Annotated in this window: 19 protein-coding genes; 12 read left to right on the top strand and 7 right to left on the bottom strand. The window is 67.5% G+C overall.

Going from position 1 to position 24,450, the window contains the following annotated elements:
• Positions 1 to 91: 91 nt before the first annotated feature.
• The gene (locus tag E0E05_RS02420; RefSeq protein WP_131615263.1) at positions 92 to 3,700 is read left to right on the top strand and encodes a PAS domain S-box protein; all 3,609 of its coding nucleotides are present in this window, start codon (positions 92 to 94) and stop codon (positions 3,698 to 3,700) included.
• A 231-nt stretch (positions 3,701 to 3,931) separates the two neighbouring features.
• On the opposite strand, the gene E0E05_RS02415 is transcribed toward E0E05_RS02420, so the two are convergent.
• Complete coding sequence (locus E0E05_RS02415; RefSeq protein WP_131615262.1) at positions 3,932 to 5,890, bottom strand: acetoacetate--CoA ligase; 1,959 nt, start codon at positions 5,888 to 5,890, stop codon at positions 3,932 to 3,934.
• A gap of 144 nt (positions 5,891 to 6,034) precedes the next feature.
• Between E0E05_RS02415 and E0E05_RS02410 the strand changes: the two genes are divergently transcribed.
• On the top strand, positions 6,035 to 7,873 hold the full coding sequence (locus E0E05_RS02410; RefSeq protein WP_158629251.1) for an AsmA family protein: 1,839 nt from the start codon (positions 6,035 to 6,037) through the stop codon (positions 7,871 to 7,873).
• A 107-nt stretch (positions 7,874 to 7,980) separates the two neighbouring features.
• A complete protein-coding gene (locus E0E05_RS02405) occupies positions 7,981 to 8,223 on the top strand; it encodes a DUF6460 domain-containing protein (RefSeq protein WP_131615259.1) in 243 nt (80 codons plus the stop codon).
• Positions 8,224 to 8,228: 5 nt separating this feature from the next.
• Here the strand turns inward: E0E05_RS02405 and xseA are convergent, their stop codons facing one another.
• Positions 8,229 to 9,824, bottom strand: a complete 1,596-nt coding sequence (xseA, locus tag E0E05_RS02400) for an exodeoxyribonuclease VII large subunit (RefSeq protein WP_131615257.1) — start codon at positions 9,822 to 9,824, stop codon at positions 8,229 to 8,231.
• A gap of 90 nt (positions 9,825 to 9,914) precedes the next feature.
• Here xseA and E0E05_RS02395 point away from each other — a divergent pair, with 90 nt between their 5' ends.
• Positions 9,915 to 10,847 (top strand): DMT family transporter, encoded by a 933-nt coding sequence (locus E0E05_RS02395; RefSeq protein WP_131615255.1) that lies wholly within the window; start codon positions 9,915 to 9,917, stop codon positions 10,845 to 10,847.
• A 6-nt stretch (positions 10,848 to 10,853) separates the two neighbouring features.
• On the opposite strand, the gene E0E05_RS02390 is transcribed toward E0E05_RS02395, so the two are convergent.
• Entirely contained in the window at positions 10,854 to 11,645 is a 792-nt protein-coding gene (locus E0E05_RS02390; protein ID WP_131615254.1) for a DUF937 domain-containing protein, read from the bottom strand.
• Between the two features lie 162 nt (positions 11,646 to 11,807).
• Between E0E05_RS02390 and E0E05_RS02385 the strand changes: the two genes are divergently transcribed.
• Positions 11,808 to 13,274, top strand: a complete 1,467-nt coding sequence (locus E0E05_RS02385) for a glutamine synthetase family protein (protein WP_210215780.1) — start codon at positions 11,808 to 11,810, stop codon at positions 13,272 to 13,274.
• A gap of 3 nt (positions 13,275 to 13,277) precedes the next feature.
• Positions 13,278 to 14,573, top strand: a complete 1,296-nt coding sequence (locus E0E05_RS02380) for an NAD(P)/FAD-dependent oxidoreductase (protein ID WP_131615251.1) — start codon at positions 13,278 to 13,280, stop codon at positions 14,571 to 14,573.
• A 35-nt stretch (positions 14,574 to 14,608) separates the two neighbouring features.
• On the opposite strand, the gene E0E05_RS02375 is transcribed toward E0E05_RS02380, so the two are convergent.
• Together E0E05_RS02375 and E0E05_RS02370 are read right to left on the bottom strand one after the other, a co-directional pair.
• On the bottom strand, positions 14,609 to 15,418 hold the full coding sequence (locus tag E0E05_RS02375) for a PRC-barrel domain-containing protein (RefSeq protein WP_131615249.1): 810 nt from the start codon (positions 15,416 to 15,418) through the stop codon (positions 14,609 to 14,611).
• 84 nt (positions 15,419 to 15,502) lie between these two features.
• On the bottom strand, positions 15,503 to 16,879 hold the full coding sequence (locus E0E05_RS02370) for a glutamate--cysteine ligase (protein ID WP_131615248.1): 1,377 nt from the start codon (positions 16,877 to 16,879) through the stop codon (positions 15,503 to 15,505).
• 199 nt (positions 16,880 to 17,078) lie between these two features.
• On the opposite strand from E0E05_RS02370, the gene E0E05_RS02365 reads away from it, so the two are divergent.
• Positions 17,079 to 17,522 (top strand): YbjN domain-containing protein, encoded by a 444-nt coding sequence (locus E0E05_RS02365; RefSeq protein WP_210215746.1) that lies wholly within the window; start codon positions 17,079 to 17,081, stop codon positions 17,520 to 17,522.
• 3 nt (positions 17,523 to 17,525) lie between these two features.
• Here E0E05_RS02365 and E0E05_RS02360 read toward each other — a convergent pair whose 3' ends face one another.
• On the bottom strand, positions 17,526 to 18,260 hold the full coding sequence (locus tag E0E05_RS02360) for a 16S rRNA (uracil(1498)-N(3))-methyltransferase (RefSeq protein ID WP_131617862.1): 735 nt from the start codon (positions 18,258 to 18,260) through the stop codon (positions 17,526 to 17,528).
• 272 nt (positions 18,261 to 18,532) lie between these two features.
• On the opposite strand from E0E05_RS02360, the gene E0E05_RS17450 reads away from it, so the two are divergent.
• Together E0E05_RS17450 and E0E05_RS02355 are read left to right on the top strand one after the other, a co-directional pair.
• Positions 18,533 to 18,676, top strand: coding sequence for a hypothetical protein (locus tag E0E05_RS17450; protein ID WP_192900432.1), 144 nt, complete (start codon positions 18,533 to 18,535; stop codon positions 18,674 to 18,676).
• 85 nt (positions 18,677 to 18,761) lie between these two features.
• A complete protein-coding gene (locus tag E0E05_RS02355; RefSeq protein ID WP_131615246.1) occupies positions 18,762 to 19,928 on the top strand; it encodes an alpha-hydroxy acid oxidase in 1,167 nt (388 codons plus the stop codon).
• A gap of 9 nt (positions 19,929 to 19,937) precedes the next feature.
• Here the strand turns inward: E0E05_RS02355 and E0E05_RS02350 are convergent, their stop codons facing one another.
• A complete protein-coding gene (locus tag E0E05_RS02350; RefSeq protein WP_131615245.1) occupies positions 19,938 to 20,714 on the bottom strand; it encodes a FadR/GntR family transcriptional regulator in 777 nt (258 codons plus the stop codon).
• Between the two features lie 295 nt (positions 20,715 to 21,009).
• Between E0E05_RS02350 and E0E05_RS02345 the strand changes: the two genes are divergently transcribed.
• From E0E05_RS02345 to E0E05_RS02335, 3 genes are all read left to right on the top strand, one after another.
• Positions 21,010 to 22,317 carry a DUF3422 family protein gene (locus E0E05_RS02345; protein ID WP_244598029.1) on the top strand — a complete coding sequence of 436 codons (1,308 nt, stop codon included), beginning with the start codon at positions 21,010 to 21,012 and terminating at the stop codon, positions 22,315 to 22,317.
• Positions 22,318 to 22,451: 134 nt separating this feature from the next.
• Positions 22,452 to 24,044 carry an FAD-dependent oxidoreductase gene (locus tag E0E05_RS02340; protein WP_131615241.1) on the top strand — a complete coding sequence of 531 codons (1,593 nt, stop codon included), beginning with the start codon at positions 22,452 to 22,454 and terminating at the stop codon, positions 24,042 to 24,044.
• Positions 24,045 to 24,058: 14 nt separating this feature from the next.
• The gene (locus E0E05_RS02335; RefSeq protein ID WP_131615240.1) at positions 24,059 to 24,439 is read left to right on the top strand and encodes a hypothetical protein; all 381 of its coding nucleotides are present in this window, start codon (positions 24,059 to 24,061) and stop codon (positions 24,437 to 24,439) included.
• The last annotated feature ends 11 nt before the right edge of the window (positions 24,440 to 24,450 follow it).

Below are 24,450 nucleotides of genomic sequence, written 5' to 3'. Positions count from 1 at the left end.
GGCCAATTAAGGCTTTGTTAACAGGCGCGACGCCGACGGCCAAAGGGCCGGGGCGCGCCGGGGGCGCGGCTGAACGGACAAGGCGGACCAGATGACCAAGCCACGCAATTGGGACGAGACATCCTTCATCGACATCGCCGTGCAGGACGGTGTGCGCGAGGCGATGCTGTCGGGCCGTGCCGCGCTGGTCTTCGACCGCAAGTGCGGGGCGCTGCGCTGGGCGAACGGCGCGGCGGCGTCCCTGTTCGGCCTTGCCGCGATCGGCAGCCGGGCCGGCGCCGACGGCCTGCCGACCCGCGTCGAGATCGGCTTCCGGCAGATCCGCGCCGTGCTCGCATCGCTGAAGGATGCGCCGCGCACCGCGCTCGTTCGGCTTCCGGGGGGCATGACGAGCCGGCTCGTGCGCTGTCATGTGCGGCGCATCGATCTGCCGGGCGTCAGCGGCAAGCACGCGCTGGTGACGGCGCCGACGCGCGACACCGAGATGAGCGAGGCCGACTGCATGGCGATGGCGCTGACCGGCCTCGAGGACGAGGAAGCCGGCGCGGCGATCGTCGACGGAGCGGGCCGCGTGCTCGGCGCCGGCCCTCGGTTCGGAACGCTCGGCCTTTCCGAGCAGAGCCTGCGGTCGCTGACCGGACAGACACGGTCCGAAGCGGACCGTCTGGTCAAGCAAATCATCGACGAACCCGGAGCGGCGACCGCGTTTGCCGCCGGCGTCGGGCGGCTCGGGGACCTGCCCGAACGCTATCTCGTCGTTGCCGTGCCGCTCGCCCACCGGCCGGCACCCGATGAGCCCGACGCGACGACCGGCACCGTGATCGCGGCGACGCCCCCGGACCAAACCGCATCAATCGATGAGACGCTCGATGCCGTGACGATCGCCGAGGACGCCGATCCGCAGCACTTCGATCAGCCGGCGCCACGGGCCGACGAGGAAAGCGCCGGCGGTTCCGGCGAGGCGACCGGCGAGGATGACGCCGAGGCACCGTCCGCACCGGAAGCGCCCCGCACGGACGCGGACGCGGACAGACCCGACCGGACCGTCGAACGCCCGGCCTACGAACCGTTCGCGGGACCCGACCTTTCGTCGGGACCGATCCGCTTTGTCTGGAAGACCGATGCGGAGGGCGTGTTCCTGGATGTCTCGCCCGAATTCGCAAGGGCGGTCGGTCCGCGCGCCGCCGATCTCGGGGGACGCACCTTCGCCGATATGGTCGAGGCGCTGGCGCTCGACCCGCGCGGAGACCTGGCGGCCGCCTTCGCGCGGCGCGACACCTGGTCCGGCAAGACCGTCTACTGGCCGATCGAGGATACCGACCTGCAGGTTCCGGTCGATCTGGCCGCCCTGCCCTACCATGACCGCGACCGAAAGTTCGGTGGCTATCGCGGCTTCGGCGTGGTCCGCATCGCCGACGCCACCACCGATCCGGATGCGCGCGGCAAGGCGATCGCGTTCCAGCCGGCGCCCGTCGAGCCCGCCGCCGGAATCGCAGCGGCCGAGGCCGAAACGGGCGAACCCGCCGACCATGCGCAGGAGCCGCCGGTGCTCGCCGTCGCGCCGGCCCATCCGCTGCGACGGGCGAGCGACGCGCTCGTTCCGCCGCCCGGCGGCGACGAGGACGAGACCGGCGCGCCGCGCCATCTGAGCGCGCAGGAAGCCGAGGCATTCCGGAAGATCGGACAGGCGCTCGGCCGCCAGCAGAGCGAACCGTTCTCCGCGCCGGGCGACGACGCGGCGGGGCTGACGCCCGCCGAGGACGGCATGACGACCACGGACGCAGGTGCGTCGACGCTTTTCCCGCCAGAAGGTGTTCCGGCGGAAGTGCGGAACCGAGAGACCGGCGACGACGAGCACGAAGCGGCTGACGCGGACAGTGATGCCTTTGCCGCCGGAAGCGACGTCTTGGCCGGCGAGGAAACGGACGACACCTTCGCCCCGTTCATGGAGACCGAGAGCGGCGACGAGGCCGATCTGCGGGACGAGCCGCTGGACGCCGGTGAAGACGACGGCAATGCGACGGACGAGGACGCTCATCCGCTGTCCGGCACCGAGAACACCTTCGATGCGGACGAGGAAGCAGATGAGCCGCCGGCGCTTGCCGAGGACGCCGAGGCCTTGCTCCCCGAAGCACCGCAAGATGACGAACGCATGGCCATCGCCGCAGCGGCCGGCGTCGACGGGGTCGCAACGCCCGGTCTCGGCCCGGACTCGCTCGACGCGCTGCCGCTGCCGCTGCTGATCGTACGCAACGAGGAAGCGCTTTATGCCAACGACGCGTTCACCGAGATGACCGGGGACGCGGGCACGGCCGAACTGAACGAACGCGGTCTCGATTCGCTTTTCGGCGGCACCGCCCCGGCGCCGGACGCCGACGAGGCCGACCGCCTCGTCACGCTCGTCGGTTCGGACGGCGAGCCGCTGGCCGCGCGCGCGCATCTGCAGATCGTGCCCTGGATGGGCACGAGGGCGCTGATGTTCGCCTTCGAGCCGCGCCATGACGCCCCGCCGGCCGAAACGGCTGGCAGCGGCGAACTTTCCGACACCCCGGGCACGTCGCTGGCCGAGGCGCACGCGGTCTCTTCGGCCGAGATCGCCGAACTCAGGGCGATCCTCGACACGGCGACCGACGGCGTCATCCTGATCGATGCCGACAGCACGATCCGTTCGCTGAGCGCGTCGGCGTCGGCGCTGTTCGGCTATGCGAACGAGGAAGTCGAGGGCAAGAGCTTCTCCTACCTGTTCGCCCATGAGAGCCAGCGTGCCGCGCTCGACTATCTGCACGGGCTTTCCAACAATGGCGTCGCCAGCGTGCTCAACGAGGGGCGCGAGGTGCTCGGCCGCGAGCGCAATGGCGGGTTCCTGCCGCTGTTCATGACGATCGGGCGGATGCCGGCGACCAACGGCTATTGCGCCGTCATCCGCGACATCACGCCGTGGAAGCAGACCGAACAGGCACTGCAGGACGCCAAGCGGCAGGCCGAGCAGGCGTCGAACACCAAGTCGGAGTTCCTGGCCAAGATCAGCCACGAGATCCGCACGCCGCTGAACGCCATCATCGGCTTTTCCGAACTGATGGCCGAGGAACGGTTCGGGCCGATCGGCAACGAGCGCTACAAGGACTATCTGGCCGACATCAACAAGTCGGGCCGGCACGTGCTCGATCTGGTCAACGACCTTCTGGACATCTCCAAGATCGAGGCGGGCAAGCAGGAGCTCGAATTCGAGAGCGTGGCGCTGAACGATGCCATCGGCGAGGCCATCGCGATGGTCCAGCCGCAGGCCAACCGCAACCAGATCATCGTGCGCTCGAGCCTCGAGAGCACGGTGCCGCCGGTCGTCGCCGATCTGCGGTCGATCAAGCAGATCGTGCTGAACCTTCTATCGAACGCGATCCGCTTCACCCATGCGGGCGGCCAGGTGATCGTGTCGACGAGCTACACGGGCGACGGCGCGGTGCTGCTGCGGATCCGCGACACCGGCATCGGCATGAGCGAAAAGGAGCTCGAGAGCGCGCTCAAGCCGTTCCAGCAGGTCACGGCCGTCGGCCGCCAGCGCGGCGACGGAACCGGCCTGGGGCTGCCGCTGACCAAGGCGCTGGTGGAGGCGAACCGGGCCGAATTCGCGATTAGTTCCGAGCCCGGCCAGGGCACCCGCATCGACATCGTCTTCCCGCCGGCGCGCGTTCTTGCGAGCTGACCGGACGCGCTCCGCACGCAAAGAAAAGGCCGACCCCGCGGGATCGGCCTGAGACGGATGCAGCTTGATGTCGAAGTGGCGTTGGCCCGGGATCTGCTTGCGCGTCAATCGCGTCGCCGGTCGAACCGTTAACGGCAGATTAAACCGCGTCCGTTAAGCGTTCCTTGCCGAACGGGGTTAACGGAACGAAACCTGTTTCGCGCCAGGACAGCTTGGTTAACGCGACAGGGCTCAGGCCCGCAGTTCGGGCCGGTCGGCGAACTGTGCGAGCGCCTCGGGATTGGCCAGCGCCTCCTTGTTCTTGACCGGACGGCCATGCACGACCTCGCGCACGGCCAGTTCGACGATCTTGCCCGACTTGGTGCGGGGGATGTCGTCGACCGGCAGCACGATCGCGGGCACGTGCCGTGGCGAGGCGCCGGTACGGATGCGCGTCCTGATCGCCTTGACGAGATCGTCGGTCAGCGCGACGCCCTCGGCGAGGCGGACGAACAGCACCACGCGCACATCGTCGTCCCATTGCTGGCCGATGCAGATCGCCTCGAGCACCTCGTCCATCTGCTCGACCTGGTTGTAGATCTCCGCGGTGCCGATGCGCACACCGCCCGGGTTGAGCGTGGCGTCGGACCGGCCGTGGATGATGATGCCGCCATTGTCGGTGATCTCGGCGAAGTCGCCATGGCACCAGACATTGTCGAAACGGTCGAAATAGGCGGCGTGGTACTTTGCGCCGTCCGGGTCGTTCCAGAAGCCGACCGGCATGGAGGGAAAGGCGCGGGTGCAGACAAGTTCGCCCTTCTCGCCGACGACCGGCTTGCCGTCATCGTTCCAGACCTCGACCGCCATGCCGAGGCCCGGCCCCTGGATCTCGCCCGAGTAGACCGGTTCGCCCGGGATGCCGAGGACGAAGCACGACACGATGTCGGTGCCGCCCGAAATCGAGGCCAGATGCACGTCGGCCTTGATGCCGTCGTAGACGAACCGGAACCCTTCGGGCGACAGCGGCGAGCCGGTTGAGGACACGACGCGGACGGTCGACAGATCGTGCGTGTCGACGGGCCGGAGATCGGCCTTGCGCACCGCGTCGATGAACTTCGCGGAGGTCCCGAAATAGGTCATCTTCTCGGCATCGGCATAATCGAACAGGACGTTCCCGTCGGGCGCGAAGGGCGAGCCGTCGAACAGAAGCAGCGTCGCCCGCGAGGCGAGCGCGGTGACCAGCCAGTTCCACATCATCCAGCCGCAGGTGGTGAAGTAGAAGACGCGGTCGCCGGGCCCGATCCCGGCGTGGTAGCGATGCTCCTTCAGGTGCTGCAGGAGCGTGCCGCCGGCAGAATGGACGATGCATTTGGGGATGCCCGTCGTGCCCGAGGAATAAAGGATATAGAGCGGGTGCGCGAACGGCATCCGCTGATAGTCCACGGGGCGGGCGTCGAACGTCGCGAGCGCGGTGTCGAGCGTCTCGGCATTCGGGGTCGCGCCGGCGGCGGCTTCGGCCTCGCCGAGATAATCGACGATCAGAACGGTGCCGACCGAGGGCAGTTGCGGGACGATCTCGGCCAGCTTGTCGGCGATCGCGATCTTCTTACCGTTGTACCAGTAGCCGTCACAGGCGATGAACATGACCGGTTCGATCTGGCTGAACCGATCGAGAACGCCCTTTGGTCCGAAGTCCGGCGAGCAGGACGACCAGATCGCGCCGATCGAGGCGGCGGCCAGCATGCCGGCCACGGCTTCAGGCATGTTCGGGATCATCGCCGCCACGCGGTCACCCGCCTTGACCCCGCGCGCGATCATCAGCTGCTGCAGGCGCGAGACCAGCGCGTGCAGATCGTCCCAGCTCAGCCGGCGCTCGACCTTGTCCTCGCCGCGAAAGACGATCGCGTCGCCCGGGCCCGTCTCGCGCAGGAGGTTCTCGGCGAAGTTCAGCGAGGCATCGGGAAAGAAGCGGGCGCCGGGCATCTTGTCGCCGTCAGCGAGTACGCGCTCGCCCTTGTCGCCGATCACGCCATTGTCGTCCCACACCACCGACCAGAACGCCTCGCGATCGTCGACCGACCAGCGGTGCAGCGCTTCGTAGCTGTCGAAATCGCGACCGGCCCGTTCGGATGCGTAGCGCATGAAGACGCGCATCGCCGATGCTTCCGCGATTGCCGGAGACGGTGTCCAAAGGGGTGACGCCATGACCATGAACCCTCCTCGATCTCATGTCCGGATGTCTGGTACGCTGTGGCGGTCGGACCCGCAAGACGGCCGGCCGGAGGGTGTGCGAATTGCGGGGCATATCACCGGAACCGGCTGTCCGGTGCATGGCTTTTTTGCTAGATGCAGCGCATGGGCAAGTCGGTATTGCGTATCGCGATCATCGTTGCGGCCGTCGTGGTGGCCGCCGGCGCCGCCTTCGCCCTCACCCTGCCCTGGCTGGTTTCGACCGACGTCGTCCAGGAAGCGGTCGAAACCGAACTGGGCAACTTCTTCGGCACCAAGGCGCGGCTCGGCGGGCGCACCGAGGTGACCGTGCTGCCGCGGCCGCGCGTGGTGCTGCGCGACGTCACCATCGACGGTCCGGGCGGCACCGGGACGCCGATCATGACGACCGAGAGCCTCGAGGCCGATATCGGGCTTGCGGGGCTGATCACAGGCCGGCCCGAATTCTCCAACTTCCGGCTGGTCCGGCCGCATCTGCGCATCGTGCGGCAGACCGACGGACGGATCGACTGGGCTTCCCAATCGGGGCGCGCCGGACGCCTGCTGGCCGCAGCGCGCAACGGTGCCGCCGGCGACCGCGATAGACCGGCCGACCGGCTGGGCACGATGGTCGCCGAGAACGGCCGCGTGACGATCCTTGGGCCCGACGGCACGGTCGCCGAAGACATTACCGCGATCGATGCGACCGTCGACTGGCCGCGTCTGAACGCGCCGCTCTCGGTGACCGCCGAGGCGATCTGGCGCGGCACCGCCGGTACCGTGCGCTTTTCGACGCAGGCGCCGACCGTCTTCTTCCTCAACGAGCCGGCAGCGACCAGCCTGGCGGTCCAGTCCGAGACGATGAGGCTCGACTTTTCCGGGCGCGCCAATGTGGGCGGACCGCCGTTCGCCGACGGCGCCCTGACCTTTTCGACCCCCTCGGTCCAGAACCTGCTGACGGTGCTCGAGACGGACGTCACGCCGGGGCGCGCGCTCGGCACCGTGGAGATGTCCGGCCAGGTCCGCCTGGCGCAGCGGCGGATGCGGTTCGAGGGGCTGACCATCACCGTAGACGGGAACAGCGGCAACGGCGTGCTGGAGATCGGCTATGGCGAACCGGAGACCGGGCCGTCGCTGACCGGCACGCTCGACTTCCAGTCGCTCGACATCCGCGCCTTCCTGTCGGCCTTCGTCGATGTGCCGCAGCTGATCGGCAACGGGCAGGTGGAGACGAGCAGCGCGACCGAACAGATGACCGCCGACTTCCGCATCTCGGCGGCCACGGCCACCTTCGGCGATCTGTCGCTGGGCATGCTGGCGGCGACCGCCCAGGTCTCCGACGATGTCGCCATCTTCGACATCGGCGACGCGCAGGCCTATGGCGGGCATGTGCAGGCGCGGCTGAGCCTCTCGCCGGGCGCCCGGGGCGAACAGGCCGAAATCATCCTGTCGGGCCAGGATGTCGACACCGCCGAGATCGGCGAGACGTTCGCCCTGCCGCGCGCGCTGCCGCGCGGCAGGGGCAGTTTCTCGGTGACCATGCACGGTCCGGCCGCCGGTTCGTTGCGGTCCAGCCGCGACCTGCGCGGCATGGTCGCCATCGAGATGGCCGCCGGCGTCATGCCGGGCTTCGGCGTCGATGCGCTGTTGGACCGCACCGATGCCTCGCGCTATTTCTCGCTCGATGTGGAAGCGCAGGTGCAGCCGTTCGCGACGGCGCGCATCTACGGCGACATTTCCGAAGGGCTGCTGACGCTCAAGGACACGCGCATCGTCTACCCCAATGGCGACGTCGTGCTGACCGGCATCGTGTCGCTGGGCTCGGGCAGCCTGGCGCTCACCGCGACGGCCGCGCGCGGCTACACGCCGGCCGAAACGCAGGCCGGGCAGACCGGCGAACGGCCGGGCGAGCCCGAGGAGACGGCGCAGTTCTTCGTCGGCGGGTCCTGGGACCGGCCGTTCGCGACCCCCGTCTTCGCGCCATGATCCGACCGCCCGTGGTTAACGCCTCGTTAAGGCGAAAGCCCGCCTTTTAGTCGATCTTTACCTTCATCGGGCACACTTGCCGCCAGTTGGGCTTGTGCGGGTGCAGCGTGTTTCAGTTCCTCGCCATCATCGTGAAGATCTCGCTCGCCTCGGTGCTTCTCGGGGCGGCGCTTTCGGCGTTCGACATCACGGCGGCCGATCTGCTTGCCCAGGCCGGTCTGACGCCCGAACGCATCTCCCAGATGGTTCGCGACGCCTTCGCATGGGCGCTGCCGAACATGGTGCTCGGTTCGATCATCATCGTGCCGCTTTGGTGCGTGAGCCTTCTGCTCAGGCCGCCGCGCGGCTGAACGGCTCAGAACAGCGAGCCCTGCCCGCCCCTGGGCGGATCGGTCTTCGGCTTCGGCCTCGACTTGCCGGCGGGCGACCGGCCCGGCATCCCCGCGCCGTCCGCGATCACGTCGAGCCGGTCGTCGCCGGCGAACTGGACTGTCAGCCGGTCGCCGGTGGCGACGCCGGATGACGACCGTACAGGCGCACCGGTCTCATCGCGCACCAGCGCATAGCCGCGCTCGAGCACGCTCTCGTAGGACAACGTCTTCAGCAGCCGCGTCTTCTCGGCCGCTCGGCCACGGGCTTCCGCAACCGTCTGAAGCGCGGCGCGATCGAGGCGCGCGGTCGCCTGCGCCAGCCGGCGCGCGCCATCGGCGTGCAGCCGTTCGCTGGCGCGCGGGGTCAGGCGGCCGGCATGGTAGGTCAGATCGCGCCGGTGCAATGCGAGGCCGCGCGACAGGCCAAGCGGCAGGTCGCGGGCGAGCCGGTCGAGACGCAGCCTGTCGCGCGCGGCCATGTCGGCGAGCCTTGAGGGGGCAAGCATTGCCGAAAGACGCGCAAGGCGGTTGCGCCGGTCGACCATGACCGCCTCGACACAGGCGCGCAGCCGTCCGTCGAGCGCATCGAGCCGCTGGCGCGGCAGGGCCAGGATCTGGTCGGGCTGCGGCAGGCCGCGCGCCAGCGCGCGCAGCCGGGTGCGCCGGTCTTCCGCATAGCGGCTGATCGAGCCCGACAGCCGGGCGCCAAGCTGGGCGACATGCGCCTGAAGCTCCGCCCGCACCGGCACGGCGAGCTCGGCCGCGGCGGTCGGCGTCGGCGCGCGCCGGTCGGCGGCGTGGTCGATCAGCGTGGTGTCGGTCTCGTGGCCGACCGCCGAGATCAGCGGGATCTGCGAGCGGGCCGCCGCGCGCACCACGGCCTCCTCGTTGAAGCCCCAGAGGTCCTCGAGACTGCCGCCGCCGCGCGCCACGATCAGCACGTCCGGGCGCGGCACCGGACCGGTCCCGTCGAGCGCATTGAACCCGTCGATCGCCGCCGCCACCTCGGCGGCCGAGGTCTCACCCTGCACCCGCACCGGCCAGACGAGCACGTGGGCCGGAAAACGGTCGGCGATGCGGTGGACGATGTCGCGGATCACCGCGCCGGTCGGCGAGGTGACGACGCCAATGACGCGCGGCATGAAGGGCAATGGTCGCTTGCGATCCGCGTCGAACAGCCCCTCGGCAGCAAGCTTCCTGCGCCGCTCCTCGAGCAGGGCCATCAGCGCGCCGGCGCCGGCCGGCTCGATATGGTCGATGACGATCTGATATTTCGACGAGCCAGGATAGGTGGTCAGCCGCCCCGTCGCGATGATCTCCAGGCCCTCTTCGGGCTTGAAGGCGAGCTTGGAGAACGTGCCGCGCCAGATCACCGCCTCGAGCGTCGCGCGGTCGTCCTTGAGGCGGAAATAGGCGTGACCGGAGGCATGCGGCCCCCGGTAGCCGGAGACCTCGCCGCGCACGCGCACGCGACCGAACGCGTCCTCGACGGTGCGCTTGACCGCCTGGCTGATCTCGGAGACCGAAAACTCGGCCACGTTGGTGGTGGCGGAATCGGCAAGGGGCAATTGCGAAGCCATGCCCGTTTGTTTCAGCGGGCGGGGAGGCGGTCAAGTCGCGCCTTGTCAAAGCCGATCGCCCGGCGTACCGGTCCGGCACGAGGAAACCCCATGTCCGCCCCCTCTTCGCCACGGCCAGCCGCTTCGTCCGGACAGGACGCGTTCGCCCCGCTCGATTACGGGCTCTACGCGCTGACCGTGATGGCGTGGTCGTTTTCCTGGTACGCGCTGTCGCTGCAGCCGGGTGTGGTCGCCAACGAGGTCTCGCTGGTCTACCGGTTCGTGATCGCCGGTGCGATTATGGTCGCATGGGCGACCGTCTCCGGCCGCCGCATGGCCTTCCCGCTCGCCGAACATGCGCGTTTTGCGGCGATGGGCGTGTGCATCTTCTCGACCAACTTCCTGCTGTTCTATTACGGCTCGGCCTATCTTGTCAGCGGGCTGCTGTCGGTGGTCTTCTCGCTGGCCTCGCTGACCAACGTGTTCCTCGCCGCTCTCGTCTGGCGCGACCTGCCCTCGCGGCGCACCGTGCTGGCCGGGGCGATCGGTTTTGCCGGGATCGGGCTGATGTTCTGGCCGAAGATCACCGAGGGCGGCTTCGACGCCGAGGTCGCCACCGGGCTTGGCCTTTGCATCGCCGGCACGCTGTGCTTTTCGGCCGGTTCGCTGATCTCGGCGCAGCTGTCGAAAAGGCGCGCCGAGATCCCGCTGGTCTCGGCCAACGCGTGGGGCATGGTCTACGGTGCGAGCTGGTGCGCGATCCTGGCGCTGGTGATGGGCAAGCCGTTCGGATGGGACCCGCGGCCCGACTATCTTTGGTCGCTGCTGTTTCTGGCGGTGGTCTCGACCGTGATCGCCTTTGCCGCCTACCTGACTCTGGTCGGCCGGATCGGTTCAGGCCGCGCCGGTTACGCGACGGTCGTGTTTCCGATCTTCGCGCTGCTCGTGTCGACCGCGCTCGAGGGCTACCAGTGGACGCTGACGGCGTTCGCCGGCCTGGCGCTGGTGATCGCCGGCAACGTGCTGGTGATGCGCGGCCGGTAAGGGACGCTACCGGCTCTTGATCATGCCGCGCAGATAGCTGTCGAAAATGTCCTCGATCCCGCGCTGGTAGCTGTCCTGCGTCTGCCGGCCCGTCTCGAACATCTGGCCGAACAGTTCCTCGTAGGCATTGCCGTTCTTTTCCGGCGCGGTCACCGACGGCCCACCGCCCATCATCTCGGTGAAGAGCCTGCCCCAGGGGTTGTCGGCCATCGCCTCGGGCGCGGGCCTTGCCGCCGCGGCGTCGCCGCCGAACATCTGCGCGACCATTTCGGCGAACGGATTGCCGCTGGCGCCCTGCGACGGCTGTCCTTGCGCGGCCATGAACTGCTCCATCATCCGGGCCATCGGACTGGCCGCCTGCCGGCTCGGCGCGACCTGACCGGTCGACTGCTTGAAAAGGCCGCCCATCAGCGTCGCCGCGACCACCGGCAGCATCTGCTTGAGGATTTCCTGGCCGACGCCGGTCGCCTGTTCGGCCTGCGCCGCGACGGCCCGGCTGACCTCCTTGGAGCCGAACAGATGGCCCAGAATGCCGTTGCCTTCCTTAACGCCCTGCGGCGCGAAGGCGTTGTGCACGTCCTCGAAATATTTGGCGTGCTGGCCGGTCGACAGGGCCTGCATGAAGCCGGCGACGCCCATCGGATCGGACGCGTTGCGCTTGAGGCCCGCCGAAAAGGCCGGCATCAGCGCTTCGATCGCCTGTTCGGTCTGCTGTTCAGACAGGCCGAACTGCCGGGCCATCGCCTTGATCGCCTCGCCGTCCTGGGCCCTGGTCAGGGTTTCGAAAAGGGTCATCATGGCCGCCTCCCTCGCACTGGCGGGCGGACAGTAGCATGGGTGGCCGGGCCCGCAATCGGGCTTTCGCCGCAGCTTCACCATGATTGTCGTGCGGGCTTTCACGGGCCGCGCGGCGGGTTTATAGGAGATCAAACAGGCACAAGGTGATTGATGTCGGAAGACATGAAGGCCCGCTCGGGCCAACAGGACCGGACCGGCGGTGCGCCGGTTGGAACCAGGCGCAAGACGAAACCGGCCAAGCGCGCCGTACCCGATTTCGTCCACAATCTTCGCGGCGTCGGCAACTGGTCGGAGGCCGGCCCGTGGCTGGCGGCGCGCTCGATCGAGGATATCGAGTGCATCACGCCCGATCTGGCCGGGGTGCCACGCGGCAAGATGATGCCGTCCAACAAGTTCACATCCAACACCGCGCTGGCGCTCCCCTCGGCGCTGTTCCGGCAGACGATCTCGGGCGAATATCCCGACGAGACCGGCGAGTTCCGCTACGATCCGCGCGACGGCGACCTGAAGCTCGAGCCGGACCTTGCGACGCTGTCGGTGGTGCCCTGGGAAACCGATCCGACCGCCCAGGTGGTCTGCGACCTGGTCGACCAGCGCACGGGCGAGCCGTCCTGGATCACGCCGCGCCAGGTGCTCAAGCGGGTCATCGACGCCTATGCCGATAAGGGCTGGCGCCCGGTCGTCGCGCCGGAGATCGAATTCTACCTGGTCGCCAAGAACACCGATCCGGACTATCCGCTGCAGCCGCCCGTCGGCCGTTCGGGGCGGCCGATCTCGGGCGGACAGAGCTATTCGATCGCCGGCATCAACGAGTTCGACGAGCTGATCGACGACATCTACCATTTCTGCGAGGCGCAGGGTCTGGAGATCGACACGCTGATCCACGAGGAAGGCCCCAGCCAGCTCGAGATCAATCTGCGCCATGGCGACCCGCTGGCGCTCGCCGACCAGGTGTTCCTGTTCAAGCGCACGATCCGGGAGGCCGCGCTGAAGGCGGACATGTATGCCACCTTCATGGCCAAACCGATCCAGGGCGCGCCGGGCAACGCGATGCACATCCACCAGTCGGTCGTCGACGCGAAGACGGGCGCCAACATCTTCTCCGAAGAGGACGGCTCGGAAAGCCCGCTGTTCCGCGCCTTCATCGGCGGCATGCAGCACTACATGCCCAAGGCGCTGGTGATGATCGCCCCTTACGTGAACTCCTATCGCCGGTTGACCCAGGCGATCGCCGCGCCCGTCAACACGGCATGGGGCTATGACAATCGCACCACCGCGTTCCGGGTGCCCGCCTCCGACCCTCAGGCGCGCCGGGTCGAGAACCGGCTGCCATCGTCCGACGCCAACCCCTATCTGGCGCTCGCCGCCTCGCTTGCCTGCGGCTATCTGGGGATGGTCTACGGTCTGGTGCCGACCGATCCGACCGCCGAAACGGCGAACGAGGGCGAGATCGATCTGCCGCGCGGCCTTCTGGAAGCGGTCTCGCTTTTCGAGGAGGAGCACGCGTTCGACGGCATTCTGGGCCGAGAATTCATGGCCAACTATGCCGGCGTCAAGCGCGGCGAGTTCGAGACCTTCATGCAGGTGATCAGCCCCTGGGAGCGCGAATATCTGCTGCTCAATGTGTAGGCGATGACTTACCAAAGCCCCATTTCGCCGGGCGTGTCCTGGTACGAGGCCTCGGTCGGCGATCGGCCGGCCTACCTGCCGCTCGACGGGGATGCCAACGTCGATCTCGCCATCGTCGGCGGCGGCTTCACCGGGCTTTCTGCGGCCGCCGAGGCGGCCAAGCTCGGCGCGTCGGTCGTGCTCGTCGATGCCGCCCGCTTCGGCGACGGCGCCTCGGGCCGTAATGGCGGCCAGTTGAACACCGGCCAGCGCTCGACCGCCGACGAGCACGAGGCGGCGCTGGGCCATGAGCGTGCAAAGGCGCTGTTCGATCTGGCCGAGGAAGCCAAGCAGCACATGCTGGCGTTCACCGAACAGAACGGCATCGACATCGACTACACGCAGGGGCACATCTCGGTCGCGCACAAGGCGCGCTATGTCGACGAGTTCCGCGCCTACCCCGACATGATGGCAGAGCGGTTCGGCTACCCGCATCTGCGCTTCGTCGATCGTGCCGAAACCGCGCGCATCGTCGGTTCGGAGCGCTATTTCGGCGGCGTCTACGACAGCGGCACGGGGCATATCCATCCGCTCAAGCTGGTGGTCGGAACAGCGAAGGTGGCCGCAGCGCGCGGCGCGCGCCTGCACGAAAACACGAAGGTGACAGGTCTGGGCCGTGCGAACGGCAGAATCACGGTCGAAACCGCGTCGGGGACGATCTCCGCCGACCGGGTGCTGCTGGCGGTCAACGCCCATGGCGACGAAAAGCTCGAACGGACAATGGCATCCCATGTCATGCCGATCCGGTCGTTCATCGGGGCGACGGTGCCGCTCGAAGGCGAGTTCGACAAGACGGTCCTGCCGGGCCGGCAAAGCGTCGACGACAGCCGGTTCGTCGTCCGCTATTTCCGGCGCCTGAAGGACGGGCGCCTGCTGTTCGGCGGCCGCGAGGCCTATGGCGGCGAAACCCCGGCCGACATCGAAGCCGGTGTCCGCCGGCAGATGACCGAGATCTATCCGGCCCTGAGGGATATCGAGATCACGCATGCCTGGGGCGGTTCGGTCGGCATAACGGTACCGCGCGAGCCGTTCGTGCGCGAGGTCATGCCCGGCGTCACCGCGATGGGCGGCTATTCCGGCCATGGCGTGATGCTGTCGAACTTCACCGGCAAGATGTGGGCCGAGGCGGTCGCGGGCAATCGCGACCGCCTCGGCCTGTTCAAGGAACTGGTCGTGCCGCCATTCCCAGGCGGCCGACGTTTCCGTAAGCCTCTGCTTACTTTAGCACTGTCCTGGTATGCGATGCTCGACCGGCTCTGACGACGTCAGGCCGGCCGGCCATCACGCGCCTGCCGTCAGTTGTAGACGCGGCGTTCCATCGGTTCTAGCGCCTCGATCTGCTCGGGATCGTAGGGCAGATCGTAATAGGGGCTGCCCGGCTGCCAGCCATAGCCGCGCGCGGCGTAGTTGGGATAGGCGTAATAGCCGCCCATGCCCGGATAGCCGGCATTGACGATGGTGGCGGCGACCTGATCGTTCTCGATCATCAGATCGGTCACGTAGCCATAGGTCACCGGACCGTCGGCGCCGACGAGGCGGGCGTAGTCGCCGATCAGCTCGCTCGTGCGCCAGGCCCGGTCGCCGAAGTCGACATCGTCGACCCCGCCGGTCGCGCCGGAGCCGAGAGCGATCGGATCGCCATCCGTGAACAGACCGAAATCGTCGACATTGTCCTCGCTGACCGGGATCGTCACCTCGATATCGGTGTCGAAGAAGCCGTCATCGTCGTCGATCCGGATCTCGACCTGGTCCCACGGAACGTTTACGTGGGTGTCGCCGATGTCCCAGAAGCCCCCAACTTCGGCGACCAGCGAGGTCAGATTGCCCTCGGGGCCGACGATGATGTCCTCGACCGCGCCGATTTCCTCGCCGCTCGGGCCGTAAACGTCGCTGCCGCGCAGCGCCCGCACGCTCCAGCCGCTCAACTCGTCGCGCACGGTCTGGCTCCAGGCGCCAAGCGGCACGACGCGGCCGGGATCGATCTGGTTGATCGTGGACCCCTCCGTCATCGTTTCACCGGTGCCATTGTCGTCGGTTGTCTGCGCGGCGGCGGGCACGGCCGCGGTGCTCGCCATCAGGGCGATTGCAATCAGATTGCGTGGCATCACATTCCTCCATCGTTGCGGGCCGTCGCCCGGCCCTTCATCTTGATGGTTCAATGCATGCGGTGCGGCAGCGTTCCGCCGAATTTAGTAGGCGTACTCGAGGAACGCCGGCTCGACCGAGCCGCCCCAGACGCTGTGATACTTCGTCACCATCTGCTCGGCGGCGGTGGTGCCGCGCGCGGCGATCTCCTCGAGCGGGGCAAGGAAATGGGTCTCGTCGAACCCCTCGGCGTTCAGGCGGGCGCGCGCCTTCAGCCCCTCGCGGGCGATGCCGAGCACCTGATAGGCGATGTCGCGCACGGACTGGTTGCCGATGGACGCGCCAAGGCCCTCGACCGGCACCGCATCGCGCAGGGCGACCACGTCCTGGTAGCTCCATGACCGGGTCAGCGCGTCGGCGGCGTCCAGCGCCGTCTCGTCGTAGAGAAGGCCGACCCAGAGCGCCGGCAGCGCGCAGATGCGTCGCCACGGCCCGCCATCGGCGCCGCGCATCTCGATGAAACGCTTCAGCCGCACTTCGGGAAAGACGGTCGACAGATGGTTTGTCCAGTCGCCCCATGTCGGTCGCGGGTTGGGAATTTCCCCGTCCAGCGCGCCGTCCATGAACTGGCGGAAGGTGACGCGGGTGCAGTCGATGTAGCGGCCCTCGCGGAGGACGAAATACATCGGGACGTCGAGCACCCACTGGACATAGTCCATGAAGCCGAAATCGTCTGCGAAGACGAAGGGCAGCACGCCGCACCGGTCATTGTCGGTGTCGCGCCAGATGTCGGCGCGCCATGACTGCAACCCGTTCGGCCGGCCCTCGGTGAAGGGCGAATTGGCGAACAGCGCCGTCGCGACCGGCTGCAGCCGATAGGCGACCTGCATTTTTCTGCGCATGTCCGCCTCGCTCGAAAAATCCAGATTGACCTGGATGGTCGAGGTGCGGTGCATCATGTCGAGGCCCTGCGTGCCCTTCTTGGGCATGTAGGCGCGCATGATGTCGTAGCGCGACTTGGGCATTTTCGGCGTGTCGGCGAGCGACCATTTCGGACTGGCGCCAAGGCCGAGAAACTTGATGCCGAGCGGATCGGCGATCAGGCGGAGTTGGGCCAGATGGGCGTTCGATTCGCGACAGGTCTGGTGGATCGTCTCGAGCGGGGCGCCGGACAGTTCGAACTGGCCGCCCGGCTCCAGGGAAATCGCGCCGCCCAGACCGGTCGGATCGTAAAGACCGATGATCCGCCCGTCGTCGAGGATCGGCTGCCAGCCGAGCTTGTCCTGCATGCCTTCGAGCAGGCGCGCGATGCCCCGGTCTCCCTCATAGGGGACGGGCGCGTTGTTGCTGGCATAGAAGGGGAATTTCTCGTGCTCGGTGCCGATCCGCCAGTCCTCGACGGGCTTGCAGCCGGCTTCGAGATAGGCCGCCAGTTCGGCGATGTCCTCGACCGGCCTGTCGTCTGTGGTGTCGCGCGCCATGGGTCCCGTGATCGCCAATCGTCTCGTCGCGTGCATGGCCGATCGGACCGGGCGCGGCAAGTGCAATTTCTTGTCCGGTCGTCAAGCGGAACTGAACCAGGCGCCGCACGGCAGTTGAACAATCATGCAGCCCCGGTAATATGCGCCGGTACGAAAAGAGCCGGGGGATATCATGGGACCGACGATCCGAGCCGCGTGCGTGGCCCTGTTTCTCCTGCCTGCCCCGGCATTGGCGCAGACGCTGGTCGACGCGACCGATCCGGAGCGGATCATCGGCCTGCTGCGCGGGTTCGGCAGCGCAATCCTCGAAAGCGACAGCGTCGGCGACCCGATGATCGTCGGTCGGATCGACGGGACGCGGTATCTGGTGCTGTTCTATGGCTGCGACGATGGCGGCACGGGGTGCCGTGCGATCCAGTTCCGTGCGGCCTGGGAGACCGATGGAGAGTATGCGCTTTCGGACCTGAACGCCTGGAACCGCGACAAGCGGTTCGGCAAGGCCTATCTGGACGATGTCGACGACCCGGTGCTGGAGATGGACGTCAATCTCTACGACAGCGTGACCACGCGCAATCTGGAAGACACGATCGACTGGTGGCAGATCGTGCTCGCCGACTTCAAGCGCAACGTGCTCAAGCAGTAGCCCTCACCAGTCGCCCGCCACGGCCTGGATCACGGCGAGGGCGGCGACGGCGGCCGTATCGGCGCGCAGGATGCGCGGTCCGAGCGGGATCGCGGTCACGAACGGCAACGCACGCAGCGTGGCTCGCTCCTCATCGGAGAACCCGCCCTCCGGGCCGACCAGCAGCCCGAGCGGCCTGCCCGCAAGCGGCGCAAGGCGGTCGAGCGGATTGTCGGTGCGATGGTCCTCGTCGCAGAAGACCAGCGCCCGATCCGGCTTCCACGCCTCAAGCAGCGCATCGAGCGCGACCGGCTCGTTGCAGTCCGGGATCGAAAGAACGCCGCACTGTTCGGCCGCCTCGAGCGCGTTGGCGCGCACCTTGTCCAAATTGATCCGCGCGACCTGCGTGTGCCGGGTGAAGACCGGCTGCAGAACGCCCGCGCCCATCTCGACGGCCTTCTGCACCAGGTAATCGAGCCGGCCCGCCTTGAGCGGTGCGAAGGCGTAGACGAGATCCGGCGCCGCAGGCTGCGGCCGTTCGCGCGTTTCGAGAACGAGGGCGGCATCCCGCCTGCCGGACACGCTCAGGCGTGCGCGCCATTCCCCGTCACGACCGTTGAAGACGAGCAGTTCCGCGCCGTCCTTCATGCGCAGCACGTTGCGCAGATAGTTGGCCTGTTTGGCGTCGGCATCGATGCGCGCGCCACCGTCAAGGGGCGCATCGACGAACAGACGCTGCAGCTTGTAATTGGCGCGCATGGCCCCGCGATGGACCGCCGCCGCGCGCCGGTCAAGCGCGGTCTTCGATGCGGGTCCGGCGCGGCGCGAAAAATGCTGCACCGCCCAAATTTTGGGCTGGCAAAAGGGCCGGCGACAGGCTAGCTCCGACGCGCGCGGCGGGCATCGTGTGCATTTGGTCACTTTGCCGAAAAGGTTTCTGGTCCATCCTGTCCGTGCACATGACGATTGGGAGGGAACCGCCGGGCCGGCTTCGGCCTTTCGGTTCCAGAATCGAACGATGGGGAGCCGTCATGACCGTGCGCGCCACGCTTCTGTCACTTGCAACGCTGCTGGGGATCACCCTTTGGGGCCTCGGCATCTATTCGGGCACGTCGCTGGCCGGCAACGTCGCCACCGACGGCTACGGCGTTTCGGCGGCAGCCCAGGACCGCTGAGCACGCGAGCCCGGGCGACCATCCACCGTCTTTTCACCGCGCTCCGGACGGGCTAACAGGCCCGCATCGAATGAGGAGTGGCGACATGTTCGGACCGGTGACCGAAATACGCGACCTGCAGCGGCGCGCGAAGTTCCGCGTGCCGAAGATGTTCTATGACTACGCGGATTCGGGGGCTTGGACCCAGTCCACATATCTCGACAATTCGGACGCGTTCGGCCGCATCAAGATCAGACAGCGCGTGGCGCGCAACATCGACGAACGCTCGGTAAAGACGCAGATGATCGGCCGCGACGTGGCGATGCCCGTGGCGCTCGCTCCGGTCGGCCTGACCGGCATGCAGCATCCGGACGGCGAGATCGCCGCCGCCCGCGCCGCCGAGAAGTTCGGTGTGCCGTTCACCCTGTCGACGATGAGCATCTGCTCGATCGAGGCGGTGGCCGAGGCGACCACCAAGCCGTTCTGGTTCCAGCTCTACGTGATGCGCGACCGCGGCTTTGTCGAGGATCTGATCGCCCGGGCCAAGGCCGCCGGTTGCGAGGCGCTGGTGCTGACGCTCGATCTTCAGGTTTTGGGCCAGCGCCACAAGGACATCAAGAACGGCCTTTCGGCGCCGCCCAAGCCGACCCTGAAAGCCATGGCCGATCTGGCGCTGAGGCCGCAATGGTGCCTCGGCATGCTGGGCACGAAGAACCGCACCTTCGGCAACATCGTCGGCCATGCGCCCGGCGTGACCAACATGACCTCCCTTTCGGAATGGACGCACAGCCAGTTCGACCCGACGCTCGACTGGGATTCGATCGAATGGATCAAGTCGAAGTGGGACGGCAAGCTGATCCTCAAGGGCATCAACGATGTCGAGGACGCCGAGATCGCCGCGAAGATCGGCGCCGACGCGATGGTGGTCTCCAACCATGGCGGGCGGCAGCTTGACGGGGCGGCCGCCTCGATCGACATGCTGGCGCCGATCGTCGATGCGGTGGGGGATGCGATCGAGATCCATTTCGACAGCGGCATCCGCTCGGGCCAGGACGTGTTCAAGGCGATCGCGCTCGGCGCCAAGTCGACCTTCGTCGGGCGCGCCTACATCTACGGTCTGGGCGCGATGGGCGAGGCAGGCGTCGCCAAGGCGCTCGAGATCATCCACAAGGAGCTCGACATCACGATGGGGCTGGCCGGCGAGACCGACATCAGGAAGGTCGGCCGGCACAATCTGCTGGAAACGCCGCGCCCCTGGCCGCACAACGTCTAGGGCTTTCCGTCAGACGGCGCTCCTGTGGGCGCGCCGCAGCCGCGAGACGGTCTGCCAGGCCTTGGCCCGTTCGGCGTCGCGCTTGCACTGCTCGACGAATTCGATGTGCGCCTGCGCGGCGCGCCGCGCGGCGGGCCCGTCGCCGGCCATGATCGCCTCGAAGACCGCGCGGTGCTGGCCGAGCAACTGGTCGCGGGCACCCGGATAGCCATAGACCAGCGAGCGCGAGAAGAACGAGCCGTTGGTCAGCAGCCGGTAGCACGATCGCAGCGTGTGCATGAGGATCACGTTGTGGGCCGCTTCGCTGACGGCCTGATGGAACTCCACATCGAGCGCCGCCTCGTCGGCGATATCCTCCTTGCCGTGCGCGGCCTCCATGCGGGTCATGATCGAGGTCAGGAGCGCCTTGTCGTCGTCCGTCGCCCGGCGCGCGGCCATTTCGGCGGCGATCGCTTCGACCTCGCGGCGATATTCCAGATAATCGTCGGTCGCCTTGGGGTGGTCGGCGATCAGTTCGAGCATGGTCTTGGAGAACACGTCGCCGATCACGTCGGCGATGAAGGTGCCGCCGCCGTGACGCGTGCAGAGCAGGCCGCGCTCCTCCAGGTTCTTCAGCGCCTCGCGGACAATCGGACGGGAGATGTTGAACTGATGCGCCAGATCGCGTTCGCCGGGCAGCTTGTCGCCGACCCGCAGAACGCCTTCGAGCACGAGTGCCTCGATCTGCGCGCAAACCTCGTCGGCGGTGCGCGCATGATTGACCCTGTGAAACAGGTCTGCGCTCATGATGGCCGATGCTCCTCCAACGCGAGTGTACCCGCCCCGGCGCTGACTGGTCAATTTGATTGTCCAGTTGATGCGGACCGGCCGCGCGCCGGGCACATTGAATTTGGCGCGGCCCGTCCAATGTGTTTCATTGCGGCGCGCGCTCCGTGCCTTCATCGGCCCCGCCACCCGGGCACGCAAGCCGGATTGGCGATACACGGTACGGTGCGCTCAAGAGGAGAACCATGTGACCACACTCGATCAGGAACGGGCCGGCGGCGCTGAACAGGACCGGCCGAGGACCCGAAATGAGAAACTGTCCGATCGCCCCGAGACCGTGGCACGGTCGGGACCGTTCGGCTTTCCGGTGCATGAGCAGCGTGCCGCTGCGACCGGCGAGGTCCATGCGCGGCCGGCGCCATCGGTCAAGTCGCCGCGCGCCCTCCTGAAGCTGTGCTTCATCACCGATGGCGGGGCATCGGTCGACCAGGCGGTTCTCGCCGAACTGTCGCGCCAGCACGGCGTCGCGCCTCCCACCGAAGCGGCGCGGCACCACCGCATCCGCACCGGGCCGGGCAGCCTGTGGTGGGAACGGCATACCGAGGCCTCGACCTATCTGTGGGAGGGCCCGCTGCCGGGTTCGCCGGACGAGCCGCTCAGCGGCCACCCGTTCGGCGACGCGTTTCCCGCGCCCGGCTCGCTGATCTCGGCGGTCCGCATCGACGTGCGGCCCTACGACGACGATTACGAGAAATGGCTGGAGCCGTTCGACCGGCAGACGCTGTGCATGTCGGCCACCGAAGGCGGCCGCGCGCTGGTCGCCACCGATTTCCGGCAGGACATGAACGGGCTGACCCGCATCCTCGTGCTCGACAAGGGCCTGACCCCGCAGCGGACCGGCGCGCTGGCCCAGCGCCTCTTCGACATCGAGATCTACCGGACGATGGCGATGCTCGGCCTGCCGCTCGCTCAGAGCCTGTCGCCGCGCATGCGCAGCGCGGAGGACCGGCTGGCCGAACTGACGCACCGGATGCGCAAGATCGAGCCGGGCGGTGCCGAGCATCTGCTCGACGACATCACGGTGCTGGCCGGCGAACTGGAAGCGGACGCCGCCTCGAGCCTTTACCGGTTCGGTGCGAGCCGGGCCTATGACGAGATCGTCAGCGACCGGCTCAAGGCGCTGGAGGAAGAGCCCCTGCCCGGCTTCGACATGTGGCGCTCGTTTCTGGAACGGCGGCTGGCGCCCGCGATGCGCACGTGCCGGGCGGTCGAGGAACGCCAGGCCAATCTGTCGCGCAAGCTGGCGCGCGCGGCCAATTTGTTGCGCACGCGCATCGACGTCGAGGTGGAAAAGCAGAACCGCGATCTTCTGGAATCGATGGACCGGCGCGCAAAGCTGCAGCTTCGCCTGCAGCAGACGGTCGAAGGCCTGTCGGTGGCCGCCGTCTCCTATTACATCGTCGGGCTGTTCGCCTATGCGATCAAGGGCGTCGGCGGCCAGCTGCCGGGGCTGAGCACGGACGTGATGATCGCGCTGTTCGTGCCGGTGACGATCTTCACGATCTGGATGATCGTGCGGCGCATCCGGCACCGCAATGCGGAGCGCGACCGGCTCGAGAACTGACCGGTGGCCGCTATTCGCCGCCGCCCGAACCACGACCGGACCGTCGAGGTCCGACTTCGGGGGTCCGATCATGCATGCGGGGCGTCGCTGCGCCGGTTCACTCCATGCGGCCCCCTGAACGTCGGGGGCGCCCCATGATTGTCGATCTCCAGTCGATCGCAACGGCAGAGAAGTTCGAGGCTGAAGTCTGTATCGTCGGCGCCGGAGCGGCCGGCATTCCGCTGGCGCTCGAACTGGCCGCCAAGGGCGTCGGGGTCGTGCTGCTCGAAGGCGGCGCCGTCGGCTACGACAACGCGACCCAGGCGCTCTATGAGGGCACGCTGGCCGGCCATGACAACACCGATCTTGTCTATTCGCGCCTGCGTCAGTTCGGCGGCACCACGCAGCACTGGACCGGTATGTGCGCGCCACTCGACGAAATCGACTTTGAAGCGCGCGCGTGCAACGGCAACATCGAATGGCCGTTTGCGCGCTCGGCTCTCGACGCCTTCTATGCCCGCGCCCACGACTATCTGGAACTGGGCGAGTACCGCTATTCAACCGAGCAGTGGGAAGGCCTGCTTGCCGGAGACCCGTTGCCGCTGCCCGGCGCGTTGCTCGATCACGGTTTCTATCAGCAGAGCCCGCCCACACGCTTTGCGGACGCCTATTTGGGCGACATCGAGAAGGCGCGGACCATACGCTGCCTGATCAATGCCAACGTGACCGACATCGTTCTGGGCGAGAGCGGCGACATGGTCGATCATGTCACCGTCGGCGCGCTGTCGGGCACAACCGCCACAGTGAAGGCGAAAAAGTTCGTTCTGGCCTGCGGCGGCATCGAGAATGCGCGCCTGCTGCTGAACGCCGACAGCCAGCGGCCGGCCGGACTCGGCAACGAGAACGATCTGGTCGGGCGCCATTTCATGGACCATCTGCACATCGAGGCGAGCCAGATCGCGCTGTCGGACAGTCGGCGCGATCTAGGCTATTACCGCCAGGTCACCGATACGAGTTCGCTTCTGATCGGACTGAAGGTCCAGGCTGCGCTCATGCGCCGGCAGAACCTGCTCAACAACACGGCCTTCTTCACGATCGTATGGAAGGACCAGGCGCAGAACGACGATTTCCGCGATCATGCCTGGTTGTCCTTTTCCGCGCTCGCCAAGACGTTCGCGCGCGGGGAAGTGCCCGACCGGTTTGCGGAGCGGGTCTGCAATGTCGCCGAGTCACCGGGTTCGGTCATCACCGGCCTGTCGCGGCATATTCGACGCCGGATCAGCGAAGGGGGCGAGATCGATGATGTCCTGCTTTGGCAAGATGCCGAGCAGGCGCCCAATCCGGACAGCCGCGTGCTCCTGAACGCCGATCGCGACGCGCTCGGTCTGCGCCGCACGACGCTCGACTGGCGCATTCTGCCCGCCGATCTGGAAAGCCTGCGACGCACCCACGAGATCATCGGCCGCGCATTCGGCGAAGCCGGCCTCGGCCGGTTGCGGATCGGCTTGCCTGAAGACGGCGATCTGAGCGGCATTTACACGGCCTATCATCATATGGGGACGACGCGCATGCACACCGATCCCCGTCGCGGCGTGGTCGACGGCGACGGCCGGATGCACACCGTACCCAATCTGTACATCGCCGGCAGTTCCGTATTTCCTACCGGCGGCGCAGCCAACCCCACACTGACCATCGTGGCGCTGGCGATCCGCATGGCCGACCATCTCGCCGAAACGCTGGCCCTTTGAGGACAATGCCGAAGATGACACGACGATCGCTTCTGCTCCTGTCCGGCGCGCTGATGGCCGTACCGGTCGCGGCCTATGGCGGCGGCCTTCTGGCGTGCCGCGCGGTGCCGCGCAACACACCGGCCTTCTTCGCCGGCGCGGACCAACAGACCCTTCGCATATTCGGTCGCGCCGTGGTCCGCGAGGCCCCCGAATATCGCTGCGCGCGGCGCATTGCCGATGAGCTCGGCAGCAAGGCACTGTTGGCCCAGGCGCACCGCACGGATTGCGAGACGACGCGCAGGCGGCTGGTCGCCGAACAGTGCAGTCGCGACTTCGCCGATGGCGATCACATGATCGTCGACGGCATCGTCGTCAGCCGCACCGAAGCCTTGCTGTGCGCCATGCTCGCCTGAACGGGCTTTCC

The organism is Roseitalea porphyridii (assembly GCF_004331955.1).
Lineage (GTDB): Bacteria > Pseudomonadota > Alphaproteobacteria > Rhizobiales > Rhizobiaceae > Roseitalea > Roseitalea porphyridii.
This window is presented reverse-complemented; position numbering and strand designations above follow the sequence as displayed.